This is a genomic window from Actinomyces urogenitalis DSM 15434, from assembly GCF_000159035.1.
Lineage (GTDB): Bacteria > Actinomycetota > Actinomycetes > Actinomycetales > Actinomycetaceae > Actinomyces > Actinomyces urogenitalis.
On the sequence record NZ_DS999574.1, the window covers coordinates 356455 to 374966 of the forward strand.

15 protein-coding genes are annotated in these 18512 nt (G+C 68.3%); 11 read left to right on the forward strand and 4 right to left on the reverse strand.

The annotated features are described in order from the left end of the window. Nucleotides 1-62 precede the first annotated feature (62 nt). The 5 genes from HMPREF0058_RS01475 (at nucleotide 63) to rplI (ending at nucleotide 4325) form a co-directional block, all read left to right on the forward strand. A complete protein-coding gene (locus tag HMPREF0058_RS01475; protein WP_040319596.1) occupies nucleotides 63-2396 on the forward strand; it encodes a transglycosylase domain-containing protein in 2334 nt (777 codons plus the stop codon). Nucleotides 2397-2620: 224 nt separating this feature from the next. Continuing rightward, nucleotides 2621-2908, forward strand: coding sequence for a 30S ribosomal protein S6 (gene rpsF, locus HMPREF0058_RS01480; protein WP_006547880.1), 288 nt, complete (start codon nucleotides 2621-2623; stop codon nucleotides 2906-2908). A gap of 26 nt (nucleotides 2909-2934) precedes the next feature. Then, complete coding sequence (locus HMPREF0058_RS01485; protein WP_006547881.1) at nucleotides 2935-3516, forward strand: single-stranded DNA-binding protein; 582 nt, start codon at nucleotides 2935-2937, stop codon at nucleotides 3514-3516. Between the two features lie 101 nt (nucleotides 3517-3617). Next, nucleotides 3618-3854: a 30S ribosomal protein S18 gene (rpsR, locus tag HMPREF0058_RS01490; protein WP_006547882.1), complete on the forward strand. Its 237-nt coding sequence runs from the start codon at nucleotides 3618-3620 to the stop codon at nucleotides 3852-3854. 15 nt (nucleotides 3855-3869) lie between these two features. Then, entirely contained in the window at nucleotides 3870-4325 is a 456-nt protein-coding gene (gene rplI, locus HMPREF0058_RS01495) for a 50S ribosomal protein L9 (protein ID WP_006547883.1), read from the forward strand. Between the two features lie 92 nt (nucleotides 4326-4417). Here the strand turns inward: rplI and HMPREF0058_RS01500 are convergent, their stop codons facing one another. Further along, a complete protein-coding gene (locus tag HMPREF0058_RS01500; protein ID WP_040319471.1) occupies nucleotides 4418-5791 on the reverse strand; it encodes an MATE family efflux transporter in 1374 nt (457 codons plus the stop codon). A gap of 460 nt (nucleotides 5792-6251) precedes the next feature. On the opposite strand from HMPREF0058_RS01500, the gene dnaB reads away from it, so the two are divergent. Next, nucleotides 6252-7784: a replicative DNA helicase gene (dnaB, locus tag HMPREF0058_RS01505; protein WP_024036571.1), complete on the forward strand. Its 1533-nt coding sequence runs from the start codon at nucleotides 6252-6254 to the stop codon at nucleotides 7782-7784. 82 nt (nucleotides 7785-7866) lie between these two features. Here the strand turns inward: dnaB and HMPREF0058_RS01510 are convergent, their stop codons facing one another. Next, entirely contained in the window at nucleotides 7867-8706 is an 840-nt protein-coding gene (locus HMPREF0058_RS01510; RefSeq protein ID WP_006547887.1) for a hydroxymethylpyrimidine/phosphomethylpyrimidine kinase, read from the reverse strand. 163 nt (nucleotides 8707-8869) lie between these two features. Next, nucleotides 8870-9484: an NAD(P)-dependent oxidoreductase gene (locus HMPREF0058_RS01515; protein WP_006547888.1), complete on the reverse strand. Its 615-nt coding sequence runs from the start codon at nucleotides 9482-9484 to the stop codon at nucleotides 8870-8872. Between the two features lie 136 nt (nucleotides 9485-9620). Between HMPREF0058_RS01515 and HMPREF0058_RS01520 the strand changes: the two genes are divergently transcribed. The 4 genes from HMPREF0058_RS01520 to HMPREF0058_RS01535 all read left to right on the forward strand — a co-directional run bounded on the left by HMPREF0058_RS01520 (nucleotide 9621) and on the right by HMPREF0058_RS01535 (nucleotide 15743). Further along, a complete protein-coding gene (locus HMPREF0058_RS01520) occupies nucleotides 9621-10001 on the forward strand; it encodes a winged helix-turn-helix transcriptional regulator (RefSeq protein ID WP_006547889.1) in 381 nt (126 codons plus the stop codon). 132 nt (nucleotides 10002-10133) lie between these two features. Next, a complete protein-coding gene (locus tag HMPREF0058_RS01525) occupies nucleotides 10134-12170 on the forward strand; it encodes an alpha-amylase family protein (protein ID WP_006547890.1) in 2037 nt (678 codons plus the stop codon). A gap of 52 nt (nucleotides 12171-12222) precedes the next feature. Then, nucleotides 12223-13839, forward strand: coding sequence for an L-serine ammonia-lyase (locus HMPREF0058_RS01530; RefSeq protein WP_006547891.1), 1617 nt, complete (start codon nucleotides 12223-12225; stop codon nucleotides 13837-13839). Between the two features lie 56 nt (nucleotides 13840-13895). After that, entirely contained in the window at nucleotides 13896-15743 is a 1848-nt protein-coding gene (locus HMPREF0058_RS01535; protein ID WP_006547892.1) for a glycoside hydrolase family 13 protein, read from the forward strand. A gap of 148 nt (nucleotides 15744-15891) precedes the next feature. Here HMPREF0058_RS01535 and HMPREF0058_RS01540 read toward each other — a convergent pair whose 3' ends face one another. Continuing rightward, on the reverse strand, nucleotides 15892-17634 hold the full coding sequence (locus HMPREF0058_RS01540; RefSeq protein ID WP_050765628.1) for a carbohydrate-binding domain-containing protein: 1743 nt from the start codon (nucleotides 17632-17634) through the stop codon (nucleotides 15892-15894). 606 nt (nucleotides 17635-18240) lie between these two features. Here HMPREF0058_RS01540 and HMPREF0058_RS12525 point away from each other — a divergent pair. Continuing rightward, nucleotides 18241-18512, forward strand: a 272-nt coding sequence (locus HMPREF0058_RS12525; protein ID WP_169305801.1) for a hypothetical protein, incomplete at its 3' end; no start/stop codon positions are given.

The following is an 18512-nucleotide window of genomic DNA, read 5'->3' on the forward strand; positions in this document are numbered from 1 at the left end:
CAACAGCCTGAGGCGGCCTCATGCCGTCTCAGCCAGTGTCCGCGGACAGAAACGAGGAGCGCGTGGCAGACAGCGCGAAGCCCAACGGTTCCAGCCGCCGAGGCGGGAAGCTCGCTGAGGCGGCCAGGAGCGGCAGGCAGGACGGCGGCGGTCGTGGCCGCCGTCCAGGCTCGTCACGGCCGTCCTCACGATCGGCCAGCAGCCCGGCCCGCAGCAAGGCGAAGAGTGCCCGGGGCGCGGGGGCGTCATCGGCGAGCAGGAAACGGCTGCTGAACTACCCACGAGCCGGCAAGGGGCCGATCCACCGGTGGCTGCCCAGCTGGAGGTTCGTTCTCGGGGCCTTCCTGCTCATGATCGCGGCGATGGCGACCACCTTCATCATCGCCTACAACATCATCAAGATCCCCGCGCCCAGCGAGTTCGCCCAGGCGCAGTCCACCACCGTCTACTACGCCGACGGTCAGACCAAGATGGGCACCTTCGCTGAGGTCAACCGCACCATCATCGACGCCTCGACGCTGCCGGACTACGTGGGCAACGCCGTCATCGCCTCGGAGGACCGCAGCTTCTACACCAACAACGGTGTGGACCCCAAGGGCATCGCACGCGCCTTCTGGAACAACCTGCGCGGCGGCGCGACCCAGGGCGCCTCGACGCTGACTCAGCAGTACATCAAGAACTACTACGTGGACACCACCAGCTCCTACGTGGGTAAGTTCAAGCAGGCCATCATGGCCATCAAGATCGACCGTGAGATGTCCAAGCAGGACATCCTCGACTCCTACCTCAACACGGTCTACTTCGGGCGCGGCGCCTACGGCATCGAGGCCGCTGCACAGGCTTTCTTCGGGCACAGTGCCAGTGAGCTGACGGCCTCGGAGTCGGCGCTGCTGGCCGGCATCATGCCTGCGCCTAGCGCCTGGGACCCTGCGGTGGACCCGGAGCAGGCTCAGGTGCGTTTCCAGCGCGTGCTGGACTTCATGCTCGCTGACGGCTACATCACCCAGTCCGAGTACGACTCGGCGGCCATGCCCGAGACCACGACGCAGCAGACTGACGAGGTCTACGCCGGGCCGGGCGGCTACATCCTGCAGCTGGTGCGCTCTGAGCTCGTGGCCAAGGCCGGCATGACCACCGAGCAGATCGACACCGGCGGCTACCGCATCACGACGACGATCAACAAGACCGACCAGGACGCGGCCGTGGCCGCCGTCCAGGCGTTGCCGGAGGGGCACTCGGAGAACCTGAGGGCGGCGCTGGTGTCCATCGACGCCACCAACGGCGGCATCCTGGCCCTGTACGGAGGAGCGGACTACCTCACCAGCCAGGTCAGCTCGGCCACCGACGCCGTCGCCCAGGCCGGATCGACCTTCAAGCCCTTCGCGCTGGTCGGAGCCCTGGAGAAGGGGGCGACGCTGTCCAACGGGTACTCCGGCTCCTCGCCCATGTCGATTGAGGGCACGACCTTCCAGAACTACGGCAATACCTCCTACGGCTGGTCCAACCTCATCACGGCCACGGCCTACTCGATCAACACGCCCTACGTCCAGCTCAACCGGGACCTGGGTCCGGAGGTGACCAGCGACGTCGCGGTGCGTGCCGGTTACCCGAAGGACACGATGGGACTGGACACCACGGTCCAGAACGTCCTGGGCTCAGCCTCCCCGCACACCATTGACATCGCCACGGCCTACGCCACCTTCGCCGCACAAGGCACCCGGCACGAGACCCACGTGGTGGCGCAGGTGGCCAATGCCGGCGGGGACGTGGCCTACACGGCCAACACCACCGGCGAGAAGGTCTTCTCCGACGACGTCATGGCGGACGCCACCTACGCCATGCAGCAGGTGGTGAGCGAGGGATCGGGCAAGACCGCCAGGTCGCTCGGACGGCCGATCGCCGCCAAGACCGGCTCGTCCTCGGAGAACAAGTCTGCCCAGTTCGTGGGCTTTACCCCGCAGATCGCCACTGCCGTCACGCTCTACCAGACCGGTGCGGACGGCTCGGAGGAGTCGATCACCCCGTGGGGCAGCTACGACGAGATCACGGGATCGACCTATCCGGCTGACATCTTCACCCAGTACATGACCACCGCCCTGGCGGACCTTCCGGTCGCTGAGTTTGCGCAGCGCACCTCAGGCTCCTACAAGCGGGGCAGCCTCTACGGCACCGTGGCCCCGCAGGAGGAGTACGAGCTGGAGGAGGAGTACGTCGAGCCTGAGCAGGACGAGGAGCAGCAGTCCGAGGAGAAAGAGGACACCTCGCAGGACTCTGATCCCACGCAGCAGGACCCGGCTCCGGCGGCCACCCAGGAACCCGCCCCGGGTCCCACCCAAGGCAGCGGTGGGGAGGGCTCCGGCCAAGGCGGGGTCGGAAGCCCTCAGGGCAACGGCTAGCACGACGGCGCAGAGCGCCTGAGAGGGTGAGTCACCACGGCCCCACGTGTCCGACGGCACGTGGGGCCGTCGTCGTCCCGCCTTCCGAGCCGGGGCCGGCTCCGGTAGGCTCGTGGATTGGCTGCGCCGTCTGGCAACCCGCTGGGTGGAGCAACCAATACGCATCACCCTCCTGTCACGGAGAGACCGTGACCGCCATAGACCAGAGGAGGTGGGTACCAAGCATGCGTCACTACGAGATCATGATCATCCTCGAGCCCGAGACTGACGAGCGCACCGTCGCTGCGTCCCTCGAGAAGCTGCTGCAGGTCGTTCCCAGCAACGGGGGCACCGTCGACAAGGTCGACGTCTGGGGCAAGCGCCGCCTTGCGTACGACATCAAGAAGAAGTCCGAGGGCTTCTACATCGTCGTCGACATGACCACCACGCCCGAGATTGCCCAGGAGCTTGACCGTCAGCTCGGCCTCAACGAGACCGTTCTGCGCACCAAGCTGCTGCGCCCCGAGGCCTGAGCCCGGGTCAGGGAACGGAGACACGCATGGCTGGCGACACCGTCATCACGATCATCGGGAACCTCACTGCGGACCCGGAGATGCGCTTCACTCCCTCGGGTGCGGCCGTGGCGTCCTTCACGATCGCCTCGACCCCGCGTACCTTCAACCGGCAGGCCAATGAGTGGCAGGACGGCGAGACGCTGTTCATGCGCTGCTCGATCTGGCGTGACGCGGCGGAGAACGTGGCGGAGTCCCTGACCAAGGGCACGCGCGTGATCGCGCAGGGTCGTCTCCAGCAGCGTTCCTACACCGACCGCGAGGGTCAGCAGCGCACCGTGGTGGAGATGCAGGTCGACGAGATCGGCCCCTCCCTGCGCTACGCCAAGGCCCAGATCACCCGGCAGTCGCGCGGCGGCGGCCAGGGCGGCTTCGGTGGCGGGGCCCCGCAGGGCCAGGGCGGCTACAACAACGCCAGCCAGGGCAACCAGGGTGGCTACAACGCCAACCAGGGCGGTTACAACGGTGGCGGCCAGCAGCCGAGCTACAACGCTCCTGCCGGCGGCGCCGTGGACGACCCGTGGGCCACGGGCGGCGGCACGTCCTTCGGTGACGAGCCTCCGTTCTGATCCCGAGCCCGGATCCCGTTCCCTTCTCGCGCGGCACGCGCTGCGCACCACACACCATCTCGTATGAGCGCCACGGGCGCTCGATAGCAAGGAGTACCACCATGGCGAAGCCTCAGCTTCGTAAGCCGAAGAAGAAGATCGGCCCGGTGAAGGCCATCAAGGTCGGCACCATCGACTACAAGGACACCGCCACCCTGCGGAAGTTCATCTCGGACCGCGGCAAGATCCGCGCCCGCCGCGTCACCGGCGTCTCCGTCCAGGAGCAGCGCAAGATCGCCAAGGCCGTGAAGAACGCCCGCGAGATGGCCCTCCTGCCCTACTCGAGCTCTGCTCGCTGATCGGAGGCTGCGGATATGACCACCAAGCTCATCCTCACCCACGACGTCACCCACCTCGGTGCCGCCGGCGAGGTCGTTGAGGTCAAGGACGGCTACGCCCGTAACTACCTCCTGCCCCGCAAGCTGGCCACCCCGTGGACCAAGGGTGCCCAGCGTCAGATCGACCAGATGGCCGAGGCTCGCCGCAAGCGCGCCATCGACTCCCTGGAGCAGGCCCAGACCGCTCGCGCCTGGCTGCACGAGAACGTCGTGACCGTCTCCGCCACCGCTGGTGCCAACGGCCGCCTCTTCGGTGCCGTCACCACCGCGGACCTGGCTGACGCCGTCAAGGCCGCTGGCGGCCCGGCGCTCGACCGCCGCAAGATCGAGGTTGTTCCCCCGATCAAGTCGACCGGTCGCCACAGCGCCACCGTGCGTCTGCACACCGACGTCGTTGCTCCCCTCGAGGTCAACGTCGTCGCCGCTCGCTGAGCACCCCTGACTCGGCCACGCTGAGCCTGGACCTGAGGGCCCGCCACCATCACGGTGACGGGCCCTCAGTCTGTATACGGCGGCGATGGTTCCTAGTGGCGCCAGGCGTCGGAGCGGGCGCGCAGACCGGTGGTCAGCCCCCTGGCAGCCATGAAGACCCAGGCGAAGCCAATCCACAGGGCAACCAGGCCAGTGGTCCCCGAACCGAGGAGCCCGCGTCCCACGGCGATCGCCACAGGGAGGTAGGGCACGAGGGTGACGATCCCCGCCCGGGCGAGGTAGCGCCCGTCGCCGGCGCCCATGAGCACGCCGTCGAAGAGGAAGACGGCACCGGCCAGCGGCATCGCCGAGGCGGTGACCAGGAGCGTTGGCCGGGCCGCGGCGATGACGGCAGGGTCGGAGGAGAAGAGGTGTGGCAGCCAAGAGGAGGCTGTCGCCAGGACGAGCCCGATCACCGCGCCGGTGGCCAGGCCCCAGGCCAGGCACCGGCGCAGGACGGCGTCGATGCTGAGTACCTGGACGGGCTCACCCGCCGTCGAGGCAGGGGCCTGGTCCGCCTCGGCCTGCCCGAGCGCGGTGCCGATGAGCGCCTGGGTGGCGATGGCCAAGGCGTCGAGCGCGAAGGCGGAGAAGCTCCACAGGGAGTTGACGACCTGGTGGGCCGCGAGCGGGACCTGGCCGAGCGCCGTCGCCGCCCAGACCGTGGCGAGGATGGCCACGCGCAGGGACAGCGTGCGCACCAGCAGGGGCAGGCCGGCGCCTAGGGAGGTGCCCAGGCCGGCCCGATGGGGCCGCAGAGAGACCTGGGCATGGCGGGCCGCGCGGGTGACCGGCAGGGTCAGTGCCACTGCCATGAGGCTCTGGCTGATCGCGGTCCCGGCTCCCGAGCCGGCGATCCCGGTGTGCAGTGCGTAGAGGAAGGTCGCGTTGAGGGCCACGTTGGCCGCGGCGCCGGCTGCGGCGACGACGAAGGGTGTGCGGGTGTCCAGCAGCCCGCGCAGGGTGCCGGTGGCGGCGAAGACGACGAGCATGCCTGGCAGGCCCGGGGCTGAGGCGCGCAGGTAGGCCACGGCCGCATCGGCGAGCTCGCCGCGGGCACCGAGGGCGTGGGTGACCCAGGGGGCCATGATCCACAGCAGCAGGAAGGCGGCGAGCCCCAGGATCGCGGCCAGCCACAGACCGTCGACGCCTGCGCGCAGTCCGCCAGCGCGGTCGCCGGCTCCGAAGCGGCGGGCGGTGGTCGCCGTCGTCGCGTAGGCCAGGAAGACGAAGAGGCCGACGATGGTGGTCAGGACCGTGGAGGCGAGGGACAGCCCCGCCAGGCTCGTGGCGCCGAGGTGGCCGACCATGGCGGAGTCGATGAGCACGAAGAGTGGCTCGGCGACCAGGGCCCCGAGGGCAGGCAGGGCGAGGGAGAGGATCTGGCGGTTCAGGCCTGTGGGGGCCAGGGGGCGGTGGCGGGTCATCGGTAGCGCAGCTGGTGATCGGCGGGACCACGCAAGGTGGTCATGACGGGCCTGCAGTGTCTCACGGCAGGTGTCTGGCACCTGGGAATCTCATCCTCACCTTGAGGTTTGTCCACAGAATGGGCATGTTATCCACATCTTTGACGAGTGGTTGCGCATCCGGCGAGCCACAGGGTCGATTGCCGACCTTTCGTTGCAAGAACGGGGCAGTGTTCAGCGCATCCACACAAGGGCTCATCTTGTCCCCAGAGTTATCCACATTGCGGCCCCCTCTCTCACCACAGGAGGCACGGGGTGTTCCACAGCAGTAGGGTGGGTTGTCCACATCAGGTGCCGCACGAGCGTGTTGCGACGGGCGCAGCCGCTGGCTAGGGTCACGCGCGCGGCGTGCTGCCCGCACCGCCGGTCTGCGGTTGTTGCGGCGCGATCGTGTGGTGCCCAGGTCGGTCAGGAGCAGCGGATGACGGAGATGGATCCGGCGATCGAGCCGGTCAGTGACGAGCGGCCAGGCCGCGAGCGTTCCGGACGCTGGGACGAGGGTGAGGGACCTGGTCCTCGTGGGCACCGTGAGGGCGGTTCCGGGCGCGCAGATACTGCGGGCTCTGGTGGAGCCCGATTCGACGGCGTCTTCGACCGCGTCCCGCCTCAGGACCTGGCCGCCGAGATGGCGACCCTGGGTGGCATGCTCATGAGCAAGGAAGCCATCACCGACGTCATCGAGGTGCTGCGCGGACCGGAGTTCTACAAGCCGGCCCACGAGATGATCTTTGACGCGATCGTCGAGGTCTACAACCGCTCCCAGCCTGCTGACGCCCTGCTCGTGGGAGATGAGCTGGCCAAGCGCGGCGAGCTGGAGCTCGTGGGCGGCGCCCCCTACCTCGCTGACCTCATGGGGCAGGTGCCCACGGCGGCCAACGCCGGTTACTACGCCCGCATCGTCAAGGAGAAGTCCCTCATGCGCGGCCTGGTGCAGGCCGGTACCCGCATTACCCAGCTGGGCTACTCCACCGACGCCGGGGACATCGACGAGCTCGTGACCATGGCGGAGGCGGAGGTCTACGCCGTCGCCCACCGCGAGGGGGAGCGGGAGGACTACTCTGCCGTCGGCGAGCTGCTCAATGACGCCAATATGGAGATCGAGGCCGGCCAGTCGCGTGAGCACGGTCAGATGACCGGTGTGGCCACGGGCTTCGCTGAGCTCGATGAGCTGACGGGCGGGCTCAAGGGCGGGCAGATGATCATCGTCGCGGCGCGTCCGGCCATGGGTAAGTCGACCCTCGCCGTCGACTTCTGCCGCTCGGCCTCGATCCATGCTCGGGACCACAACGGCAATCCCTTCACCAGCTGCTACTTCTCCCTGGAGATGGGCCGCATGGAGCTGATGATGCGCATTCTCTCCGCCGAGTCCGGGGTGGAGATGACTAAGCTGCGCGGCGGCAAGTTGATGGATGATCGCGACTGGAAGGACGTTGCCTCGGTCTACCACCAGGTCAGTGAGGCGCCTCTGTTCATCGACGACTCCCCGAACCTGACGATGCCGGAGATCCGTTCTAAGGCGCTGCGGCTCAAACAGCAGCAGGGGCTCGGGCTCATGGTCATCGACTACCTCCAGCTCATGAGCTCCGGTAAGCGGGTGGAGTCGCGTCAGCAGGAGGTCAGTGAGTTCTCCCGTTCGCTCAAGCTCCTGGCCAAGGAGCTGGACATCCCGGTGGTAGCCGTCGCCCAGCTCAACCGTGGTCCTGAGCAGCGCACCGGCAACAAGCCGCAGATGTCTGACCTGCGTGAGTCTGGTTCGCTGGAGCAGGACGCTGACATCATCATGCTGCTGCACCGCCCGGAGTACTACCAGCCCGAGGAGCGCCCCGGCGAGGCGGACATCATCGTGGCCAAGCACCGCAACGGCTCGACCCGCACGATTCCCGTGGCCTTCCAGGGGCACTTGTCCCGCTTTGCCAACATGGCGCGGGACATGGCTCCGGAGCCGGAGTACTGATCTGCGAGGAGGCTGTACCGGGGCCCTGGTTGGTTTAAGGGGGCGTGACCGCAGGTCGCGGGTACGTCAGGCTGCTGACGCCTCACTGGCGTCCGTAACGCCCCTGGTAGACGCAGTCGAAGGGGGCGTTGCCGTGCATACGGTTCTCGATGGAGGAGACGACGACGTCCTTGGCTGTGCGGCAGGCGTCCAGCGGGCTGGCGCCCTTGGCGAGTTCGGCCGTGATGGCAGCGGCGAGCGTGCAGCCGGCGCCGGAGACGCGCTCCTGGCCGATGGCCGGGACCTCAAGGACCTCCAGGGTCTGGCCGTCATAGAAGACATCCAGGGCGGTGCCGGTGCCCAGCAGGGTGCCCGCCTTGGCGAGCACATTGGGTACGCCGTGGTCGTAGATCCGCTTGGCGGCGTCCTTAAGGGCGTCCACCGTGGTGATCTCCTCCACGCCGGCCAGCACCTGGGTCTCGAAGAGGTTGGGGGTGGTGATGGTGGCGTAGGGCAGGACCTTCTCGCGCAGGGCGTTGTCAATGTCGAGGGCGGCGCCCGCCTCCTGGCCCTTGCAGATCAGGACGGGGTCGACGACCACGTTGGCGAAGCGGTACTGCTCCAGAGCTCCGGCGACGGTCTCGATGGTGGGGATCGTGCCGAGCATGCCGATCTTGACGGCGTCGATGGTGCCGTGCACGCCGACGGCAGCCTCGATCTGGTCAGCCAGGACCTGGGGGTCGATGGCGTGGAGGCGGTGGGCGAAGTCGTTCTTGGGGTCGAAGGAGACGATGCAGGTCAGGGACACGCAGCCGAAGACGCCCAGCTGGGCGAAGGTCTTGAGGTCAGTCTGGGCGCCGGCGCCTCCGGAGGTCTCAGAGCCGGCGATGGCCAGGGCGATGGGCGGGTTGGAGGGACGGACGGTGGTGGGGGTGGCAGTCATAGGTGAAGCCTGCCCCCTGGCTGGCGTCCACACGTGGTGCTGGCCCGCGTGTCTCGCTCCCCACCTCGTCGATTCAGGCGCTGAACAGTCGATTCCAGTGCTGGGAGCATGGGATCCGACTGTTCAGGGCCTGAATCGACGTAGCGGGTGCCCTGTGCAACCGTCAGGCGCTGGCGACGGCGAAGCGAGCGCCGCGGTGAGCGTCCTTCTCGGCCTCGTCGATGAGCGCGATGGCCATGTCCGCGGCGGAGAGGGTCTCGCCGGCCGGGGTGTCAGTGGTCGTGACGTAGGAGCCGGAGGAGGCCGGTACTGGGTAGGCCGGGGCAGGGGAGACCAGGGTCCAGGCGATCGAGCTGCCGGCTGCGCGGAAGAGCTCCAGGACCTTGGAGAAGGCCAGGGCCTCGCTGCGGTAGGCCTCCGGGAAGGCTGGGTCGTCCACGAGGCGCTTGCCGGATGCGTCCAGGAGCGAGCCGGCACCACCGACGACCACGAGACGGCCGGTGGGGCGGGCGTCGATGAGAGCCTTGAAGGCGTCGATCACCGGCTGGGGCGAGCCTCCGGTGCGATCGGGGGAGACGGCGATGATCGTGGCGTCGGCCTGGTTGACCAGGTCCACGACGGCGGCGGTGTCACCCAGGTTGACGGCGACGGCGTGCGTGGCGCCCTCGGGCTTCGTGCCGGAGCGGGAGACGGAGGTGACTTCGTGGCCGCGGCAAGCGGCGTCGGCGACGGCGGCCGATCCGGTGGCGCCGGTTCCTCCGATGACGGTGATCTTCACGGTGACTCCTCGTGTGTCAGTCCTGGGCGGTGACCCAGGTTCGTCGGTGGTGTCTCGCGCCTCGGCGAGCCGATTGCGATGGCTTCATGGTATGTTTTAGGTACTAGGTACCTCAACGTAACTAAGGATATGACCCGTGACACACGAAGCGCCGCTTGTCGCTTTCGACGTGCTTTCACCCCAGTGCCCCTCGCGCACGGTGCTGCGCCACGTCGTGGACCGCTGGACACCGCTGGTCGTCGTCGTCCTGTCTGACGGTCCGCGTCGCTTCAGCGAGCTGCGCCGCGAGGTGGGGGGCGTGACTCCGAAGGTCCTCACTGAGACCCTGCGGTCGATGGAGCGCGACGGGCTCGTGGTACGCAGTCAGACTCCCGGGGTCCCGCCACGCGTGGACTACGAGCTGACCGAGCTCGGCCGCAGCCTGACCGGGCCACTGACGGCTCTGCGCGACTGGGTGCAGGATCATGCCGGCCAGGTGCTGGTGCATCGCGAGAGGCATGACGCCGCGCTGGCGTGAGGAGTAGCGGCGTGCCTCCCGGCAGGGCGTGGTGCGCAGGCCTGGGTGGCCACGCCGTGACCTCGCGTCTGCTGCGTGAGCGTCTTTGTCCTCCTGGCCCCATCCGCGAGCAAAATCGGCGACTATAGAGGCATGAGTGCCACCACATCCTCTGCCGCCGAGACCACCCCACCCGTCTACGGCCTGCCACCTGCGGTGTGGGACGCCGTCGGCCCGGCCCTGGAGGGGATGGGTACCACCAGGCGCGAGGTCTTCTGCTCGCGCCTGGCGCACTGGTATCCCGACCTCATCGACGGGCTGACCACCCTGTACGGAGAGAAGGCCGAGGGTACGGCCGCCCACCTGGCTGCCAAGGCCGCTCAGGCCTACGCCGAGCGCTCGGGCGGGCTGCGCCGCCTGGACCTGGACCGTACGCTTGACCCGCTGTGGGCGCAGGACCCTTCGCGGATCGGCTACGCCGCCTACACCGAGCGCTTCGCCGGTGACCTGCGCGGAGTCGAGGAGCGCATCCCCTACCTGCGGGAGCTGGGTGTGAGCTACCTCCACCTCATGCCACTGCTCACCCCGCGCCCGGGTGACTCCGACGGCGGCTACGCCGTCGCTGACTACCGCAGCGTGCGTGCGGACCTGGGGGACATGGAGGACCTGGAGCACCTGACGGGAGCGCTGCGCCGCGAGGGAATCAGCCTCGTGGTCGATCTTGTGCTCAACCACGTGGCCCGCGAGCACGAGTGGGCCCAGCGAGCCCGCGCCGGCGAGGAGCGCTACCGCGACTACTTCTACATCTTCCCCGACCGCACCGAGCCAGACGTCTACGAACAGACTCTTCCCGAGATCTTCCCGGACTTCGCCCCCGGGAACTTCACCTGGGACGAGGAGGCCGAGGGCTGGGTGTGGACCACCTTCAACTCCTTCCAGTGGGACGTCAACTGGCGCAACCCCAACATCATGGAGGAGTACGCCCAGATCGTCCTGGACCTGGCCAACAGAGGCGTGGAGGTCCTGCGCCTGGACGCCATCGCCTTCACCATCAAGCGCAAGGGCACCGACTGTCAGGGCCAGCCCGAGGTCCACGCCATCACCGAGGTGCTCAAGGCACTGACCCGCATCGCCTGCCCTGCCGTGGATCTCAAGGCCGAGGCGATCGTGGCGCCAACGGAGCTCCTGCAGTACCTGGGGCAGGGCAAGTACACCGGCAAGGTCTCTGACCTGGCCTACCACAACTCCCTCATGGTGCAGGTGTGGTCGATGCTCGCCTCCAAGAACGTCCGCCTGGCCGCTCGCGCCCTGTCCGCGCTGCCGGTGGAGCCATCCAGCGCCACCTGGATCACCTATATCCGCTGCCATGACGACATCGGCTGGGCGATCGACGACGCCGACGCCGAGGCAGTCGGCCTCAACGGCTACTGGCACCGTCAGTTCCTGGCTGACTGGTACCGCGGCGTCTACCCCATGTCTGACGCGCGAGGCCTGGTCTTCCAGTACAACCCCGTCACCCAGGACCGGCGCATCTCGGGAACCGCTGCCTCGTTGATCGGCATCGAGGCGGCCGCTGAGGCGGTGGCTGGGATCGGGGAGGAGACACCGGCCTGGCGCGAGGAGGAGCTGCGTGGCTGGCTCGCCCAGCGTCTGGACGCCCTGCGGCTGGCCAACGCCATCATCTACGGCTGGGGAGGCATCCCGGTGCTGTGGAGCGGTGACGAGCTCGGCCAGCTCAACGATCCGAACTGGGACACCGAGCCGGGCCATGAGGCGGACTCGCGCTGGGCCGGCCGCCCGGTGCTCAGTGAGGAGGCCGTGGCTCAGCGCCACGATCCCACGACGATCCCCGGCCGGGTCTTCGGTGACCTGGCACACCTGGGCAAGGTACGTGCCAGCCTGCCGCAGCTGGGGGCTCAGGTGCGCACCGTCGTCGCCCCGGTGGATGACGACGGCGTGCTGGTCACGGTGCGTGAGCACCCGCGCGGCAGCTTCGTCGGCGTGTACAACGTCACCAGCGACTGGCGGGCGATCCCAGCCTGGCGCCTGGCGGAGTACGGGGTCCTCGGCGCCGTCGACGTCCTGACGGACACGGTCCCGGCCGGTGCGGCGAGCCTGGAGGGTGGCGGCGACGGCATGGTCGCGGTGCCTCCCTTCGCGGCCTGGTGGCTCGTGCGTTCGACGGACTGAGCCGCCCGCGCGGGGAGTGCCGCGCGCAGGCCGAGGCGGGCATGATGGGCCCATGACCGCCGACGCCGTCGATACGACCCTGCACCCCACCGCCCTGGACGTTGCCACGCCGGCGGCCCTACTGGCGGGAGAGATTACTGCCGAGGAGGCCTCGCGCCCGCTGAGCGTCTTCGACCTCATGCGCATCGGCATCGGTCCCTCCTCCTCGCACACGGTGGGTCCCATGCGTGCCGGACGTGCCTTCGCTGCGGAGCTGGCCGGAGTCGTTGCCGCGGACGCTGCCGTGAGGGACCTGCTCACCCCCGGCGACGTCGCCGGGGGCGATTCCTCACCGGCCTCCTCCCACGGTGAGGGCCAGTGCACCGAGCCGGTCAGTCGCCTCACCGTGGAGCTGTACGGCTCCTTGGGTGCCACGGGCCATGGCCACGCCACCGATCGCGCCGTCGTCATGGGGCTGGCGGGCTATGAGCCGGAGACCGTGCCCAGCCAGGTGTGTGAGAACCTCATGGAGGAGGTCGAGGAGGCGGGGCGCCTGGAGGTCGGTGGCGTGGGCACGATCCCCTTCACCCCCTCCAGCGACATCCACTTCCTGCCCGGCCGGGTCCTGCCCTACCACGTCAACGGCCTGACTCTGACCGCCTACTGCGCCGCCGGTGGCGAGATCCTGCGGCGCACCTACTACTCCGTGGGCGGCGGCTTCGTCATGGAGGACGTCGGCAAGCCCGGTTCTCCCTCGATCCGTGCCCTGGCCACAGCAGTGGTTGCCCAGGCTCACGCCACCCCGGCGCCTTACCCCTTCTCCTCCTCGGCCGAGCTGCTCCAGATCTGCGCCCGGGAGGGCCTACGCGTGTCCGAGGTCGTCATGGCTAACGAGGTCTCGGTGCGCGAGGAGAGCGAGGTCGTGGGATACCTCGACCGCCTGCGCCAGACCATGACCGCCTGCATCGAGGCCGGCATGGCTGCGGACGGGACGTTGCCGGGCGGGCTGGGGGTGCGTCGTCGGGCCAAGGGCCTGCACGAGCGGCTGCTGGCCCAGGCCAGCGGGCCGGCGGCCGCCTTCACGATGGCCGACCCTCTGCGCGGCATGGACTGGGTGGACCTGTTCGCGCTCGCGGTCAACGAGGAGAACGCTGCCGGACGGCGCGTGGTGACCGCCCCGACCAACGGCGCGGCCGGGATCGTGCCGGCGGTGCTGCGTTACTACGAGCAGTTCATCCCCGGGGCTGACGACGACGGTGCTCGCCGTTTCCTCCTGGCTGCTACCGCCGTGGGTGCGCTGATCAAGACCAACGCCTCGATCGCCGGGGCGGAGGTGGGCTGTCAGGGCGAGGTCGGCTCGGCGTCGTCGATGGCGGCGGCGGGGCTCGCCGAGGCGTTAGGTGGTACGCCGGCGCAGGTGGAGAACGCCGCCGAGATCGCCATGGAGCACAACCTCGGCCTGACCTGTGACCCGGTGGGCGGTCTGGTGCAGATCCCCTGCATCGAGCGCAATGCGGTGGCCGCGGTCAAGGCGATCAACGCGGCGCGGATGGCACTGTGGGGCGAGGGTCGTCACCAGGTCAGCCTGGACACCGTCATCGAGACCATGCGTCAGACCGGTGAGGACATGCTCGCCAAGTACAAGGAGACCTCGCGCGGGGGACTGGCTGTCAACGTCGTGGAGTGCTGAGCGCCGGGACGGGCACAGCCACCACCAGGTTTTACGCTACACCAAAACCTGGCAGGATGCCGCCCGTGACTAGCACGACCCACGCGACCGCATCGACCGGCTCCGACCCCATCCAGGCCTCTCAGGCCCCGACTCGTCAGTGGTGGAAGGACGCCGTCGTCTACCAGATCTACCCGCGTTCCTTCGCGGACGCTGACGGCAACGGCATCGGCGACCTTGCCGGTATCACCAGCCGCGTGCCCTACTTGGCTCGCCTCGGCGTGGACGCCGTGTGGCTCTCGCCCTTCTATCCCTCCGCCCTGGCCGACGGCGGCTACGACGTTGACGACTACCGCGACGTCGCCCCGGAGATCGGGACGCTGGAGGACTTCGACGCCATGGTCGCCGCTCTCCATGAGGCCGGGATCCGGGTGATCGTCGACCTCGTGCCTAACCACACCTCCAACCGTCATGCCTGGTTCCGCGCTGCGCTGGCGGGTGGGCCAGACGCCCCCGAGCGCGGGCTCTACCACTTCTACGAGGGCCGAGGCGAGGACGGCGTGGAGCCGCCCAATGACTGGCGTTCCCTGTTCGGTGGCTCCATCTGGGAGCGGGTGGAGGACCAGGCTGAGGACGGTACGCCCCTGACCGGACCGGGGACAGGGCGCCCCTACCAGTGGTACCTGCACATCTTCGCCCCCGAGCAGCCTGACCTGAACTGGGCCAACCCGGCAGTACGTAAGGACTTTGAGCGCACGCTGCGCTTCTGGTGCGACCGCGGGGTCGATGGCTTCCGCGTGGACGTGGCCCATGGCATGACCAAGGACATGGGGCAGCTGGAGCGTCCCTTCGCCCAGATGCCCTACTGGCCGCTGCCGGACGACGGCTCCCACGCCCTGTTTGACCGCGACGAGGTCCACGAGGTCTACGCCCAGTGGCGTACCGTGCTGGACTCCTACGACCCGCCGCGCTTCGCCGTCGCCGAGGCCGGTGTCCACCCGGCCCGCCGTGCGCGCTACGCCGCCTCCATCGGGCAGGCCTTCAACTTCCAGCTCCAGGACGCTGACTTCACGGCGCCCTCCTACGCCTGGGCGATCGACGCCGGTCTGGCTGACGAGGCTGCCTGCGGCTCGACCACCTGGGTGCTGGGCTGCCATGACACCTTCCGGGTGGCCACGCGCTACGGCTTCGATCCGGAGGAGAAGGTGGTTGAGCAGGTGCGCGCTGACCGCGACCAGGCTCATGACGCGGGCGCAGGTGCGGACGGTACACCGGCAGGGCGTCAGATGCGCTTGTCTCGCCTGTGGTTGCTGGCCGACGGCGAGTCCCCGGCCCAGGACGCGGCGTTGGGGGAGCGGCGTGCTCGCGCGGGCGCGATGCTGACGATGGCCCTGCCCGGGTGCATGTACGTCTACCAGGGGGATGAGCTCGGTGTGCCCGAGGTGCCTGACATTCCCGAGGATCGGCTGCAGGACCCCATCGCCCTGCGCAACCGCGAGGTGGAGAAGGGGCGCGATGGCTGTCGCGTGCCGCTGCCCTGGAGTGCGGAGGGCACGAGCTACGGTTTCGGGCCCGACGGCGGGGCTGAGGCGCACCTGCCGCAGCCGGCGGGGTGGGGGAGCCACGCCGTCGACGCCGAGGAGGGGGACTCTGGCTCGACCCTGGCGCTGTACCGGCGAGGACTGGAGCTGCGCCACCAGCTGTGGAGTGCGGCCAATCGCGAGCCGCTGAGCTGGCTGCGGCGCGACGAGCACGTCCTGGCCTTCGCGCGTGGCGAGGTCGAGTGCTGGACGGCCTTTGACCAGGACGCTGAGCTGCCTGCGGGCGAGGTGCTGCTGGCGAGCGGGCCGCTGACGCAGGAAGGCGCGGCGGGACGCGGTGGCGTCCTGCCTGCGGCGACGACGGTCTGGCTGCGCCGGGCCTGAGGCGCGGGCTCGACCGACCACCGCGGGCGCCGTCGACCACCTCGGGGGCGATCGACCACCCACGCCCCGTCCGACCACTGGATTCACGCGAATCAGGTGGTCAGACGAGGCACAGGCGGTCCGTCGAGTAATGAGTGGTCGGTGGAGGTCAGCGCGGGCCGCCCTGACCGCCTTGTCCCGGCTGCTCCTGGCCTCCCATGCCGCTCATGCCCGCAGACAGGGCGGAGGCGGTACCGGTGGCTGAGCCGCCCGACGTCGTCGCTACCGTGTACTCGGTGCCCTCGGTCAGTCCCAGGACCGTGACGTAGTCCGAGGAGATCGTCGAGGTCAGCGTCCAGCTCGTCCCGTCCGAGCTCGTGACGGTGATGGTGTCCCCGACGGCGACGCTCGGCGAGCCGGTGACGCCGACGACGTCGGACTCGCCGTTGACGTCGACGGCGCCGTCCATGGAACCGGCCGAGCCTGCCACGACGACCTGCCCGCCGGTGACCGAGGCCGATCCGTTGGAGTCGATGCCGTCGGAGTTGGCGTAGTCGATCTGGACGCTGCCGCCGGTGATCGTGAGGTACGCGCCGTCGTCGGACTCGGAGTCAGCGTTCTCGTAGCCCTCGATCGTGTAGTCCCCGTTGGTGGCGTTGATGCCGTCGTCGCCGGAGGCGATGGTGAGCGTGCCTCCCGAGACGGTGACGAAGGCGCCCTGGAGGCCTTCGTCTGCCGCGTCGACGGCGACTGTCCCAGAGTCCTGGGAGTAGGCCACGCCAGCGTTGACGCCCTTGGGCTTGACTGAGTCGTCGGTGGAGGATTCGTCCTCGGTGTCATCGGGGTCGGCCTGCCATCCAGGCTGGGACTGGACGGTGGAGGCGTTGGACTGCCCACCGCCGGCGATGATGGACAAGGTGGTGCCGTCCACGGTGACGTCGGTGGTGGCTGAGACGCTGTCGTCACCGGAGGTGATGGCGATCTCGGCCTCGCCCAGGGCGACGAACCCCTTGGTCTCGTCGTCGTCCTCCGTGGACTTCAGGCCGTCGCCCCCGGCTGTGACGGTCAAGGAGCCGTCAGAGACCAGGAGCCAGTCCTTGCCTCGGACGCCGTCGTCAGCGGCCGTGACGGTGATGGTGGGCGAAACGGTGATTGCCAGGCCGTTCTTGGAGGAGATGCCGTCATTGCTGTTGCCAGTCACGGTCAGGGAGCCGGTGCCCGTGATGGTGAGCGTGTCAGAGGAGAAGAGGGTGGCCGTGGGGGCGTCCTCGATCGTGTCTGAGTAGGTCTCGCCGTCGGTCAGGGCGTTCTCGGTGCCCTCGGCCAGGACGACGACGGCGCTGCCCGCGTCCTGGATGTCGATGGCCGGCCCGTCGGCGTTGGTGATCGTGACGCCGTCCAGGACGAGGTGGACCTCGGCGTCAGCGGCGTTGACGACGACCTGACCGTCATCGAGGCTGCCGGCCAGGACAAAGGTTCCGGAGCCGGTGATGGTGACGGTGGTGCCATCCACGCTCACAGAGTCTGCCGCGTCACCGGAGACGGAGGCGGAGTCTCCGTCCAGGGTGATGGTGGTGGCGGAGTCGGTGTCCCAGGAGCCGGACTGCTCGGCGGAGGTGGCGGCAGCCACCACCTCGGAGGTGTCGGCGTTGGCGGCCAGGACATCGCTCACACTGGCACCGATCGAGGCCTGACGTACCGCGGAGGAGATGGTGGTCCACACGGTGCCGGAGGACTCGTCCGCTGCGGCGACGGCGGAGGCGGACGTGGCGGAGGAGTCCGTGGTGGCGGCGGTGCCGCAGGCGGCGGTCAGGGCGATGGCGGTGAAGAACGCGAGGGTGCCGCTGACGCGGCGTGTACGACGGCGAGGGTCGGTACTGGAGGTGCCGTGACAACTGAACGGGTTCTTCATGGTGTCTCCTGCGTGGTCGGCTGGCCGGTGTGGCGACGAGAAGGCTGAAGCGCGCCGCTGGCCTTGATCTTTCAGGAGCTGGGTATGAGGTGGCTGTGAGGGCTGGGTGGTCGCGCTAGGAAGAGGGTGAATGAATGCTGATGATTGAAGATGGTGATGGCACTCATGCTTCTTGACTCAAGGAAAATCCACAGAATACGGTTAATTGAGCGGTCTATCGCCTACCCCGGCGGACCGAGGAATCCCGAGAGGGCATGACATGAGGAGACCACGGCGGATCCTGGCTGCCTTCGCGGCCCTGGTCCTGGCTGGTGCAGTGGGTGTGGGCGCTCCCACCGCGATGGCTGCAGACGTCTCTGCAGATGGTGCGACATCGCCTGACAACATCGCTAAGGCCTTGGACTATCTGGATCAGATCAACAAGGACGTGTACGGGACGAAGCGCACGCCTTTGAGTGAGCAGCAGATTGCCGACGCAAAAACTCTGTCTAAGCTTCGCAATGAATATGTTAAAAAACTGGTCAGTCGGCTGATAACTTAAGCGAAGAACAGCTGCGAGCGGCGCTGAGTCCCGAAGAAATTCAGAAGGCGACGGTCGCTGAGAACATGATTATCGATGGTGCGGGTACGGGCGATACGCTGTCGGCGCTCAACGTCAACTCGGACATCATGAAGTGGGCTCAGATCCGTGCGGATGAGCTGGCCATCGCGGCCGAGTCTTTGACCTCGCGAGGGCAGAGTCCGCTCTCGCATGACAATGCCGAGAACGGGCAGCCTGCGTGGGCCGATGACAGTCTGACCAAATCCCCGAACTATCAATGGAATGATATCGGCAACGGTTATATGCAAGGCCGTAATTATGGCGGCCCAGAGAATCT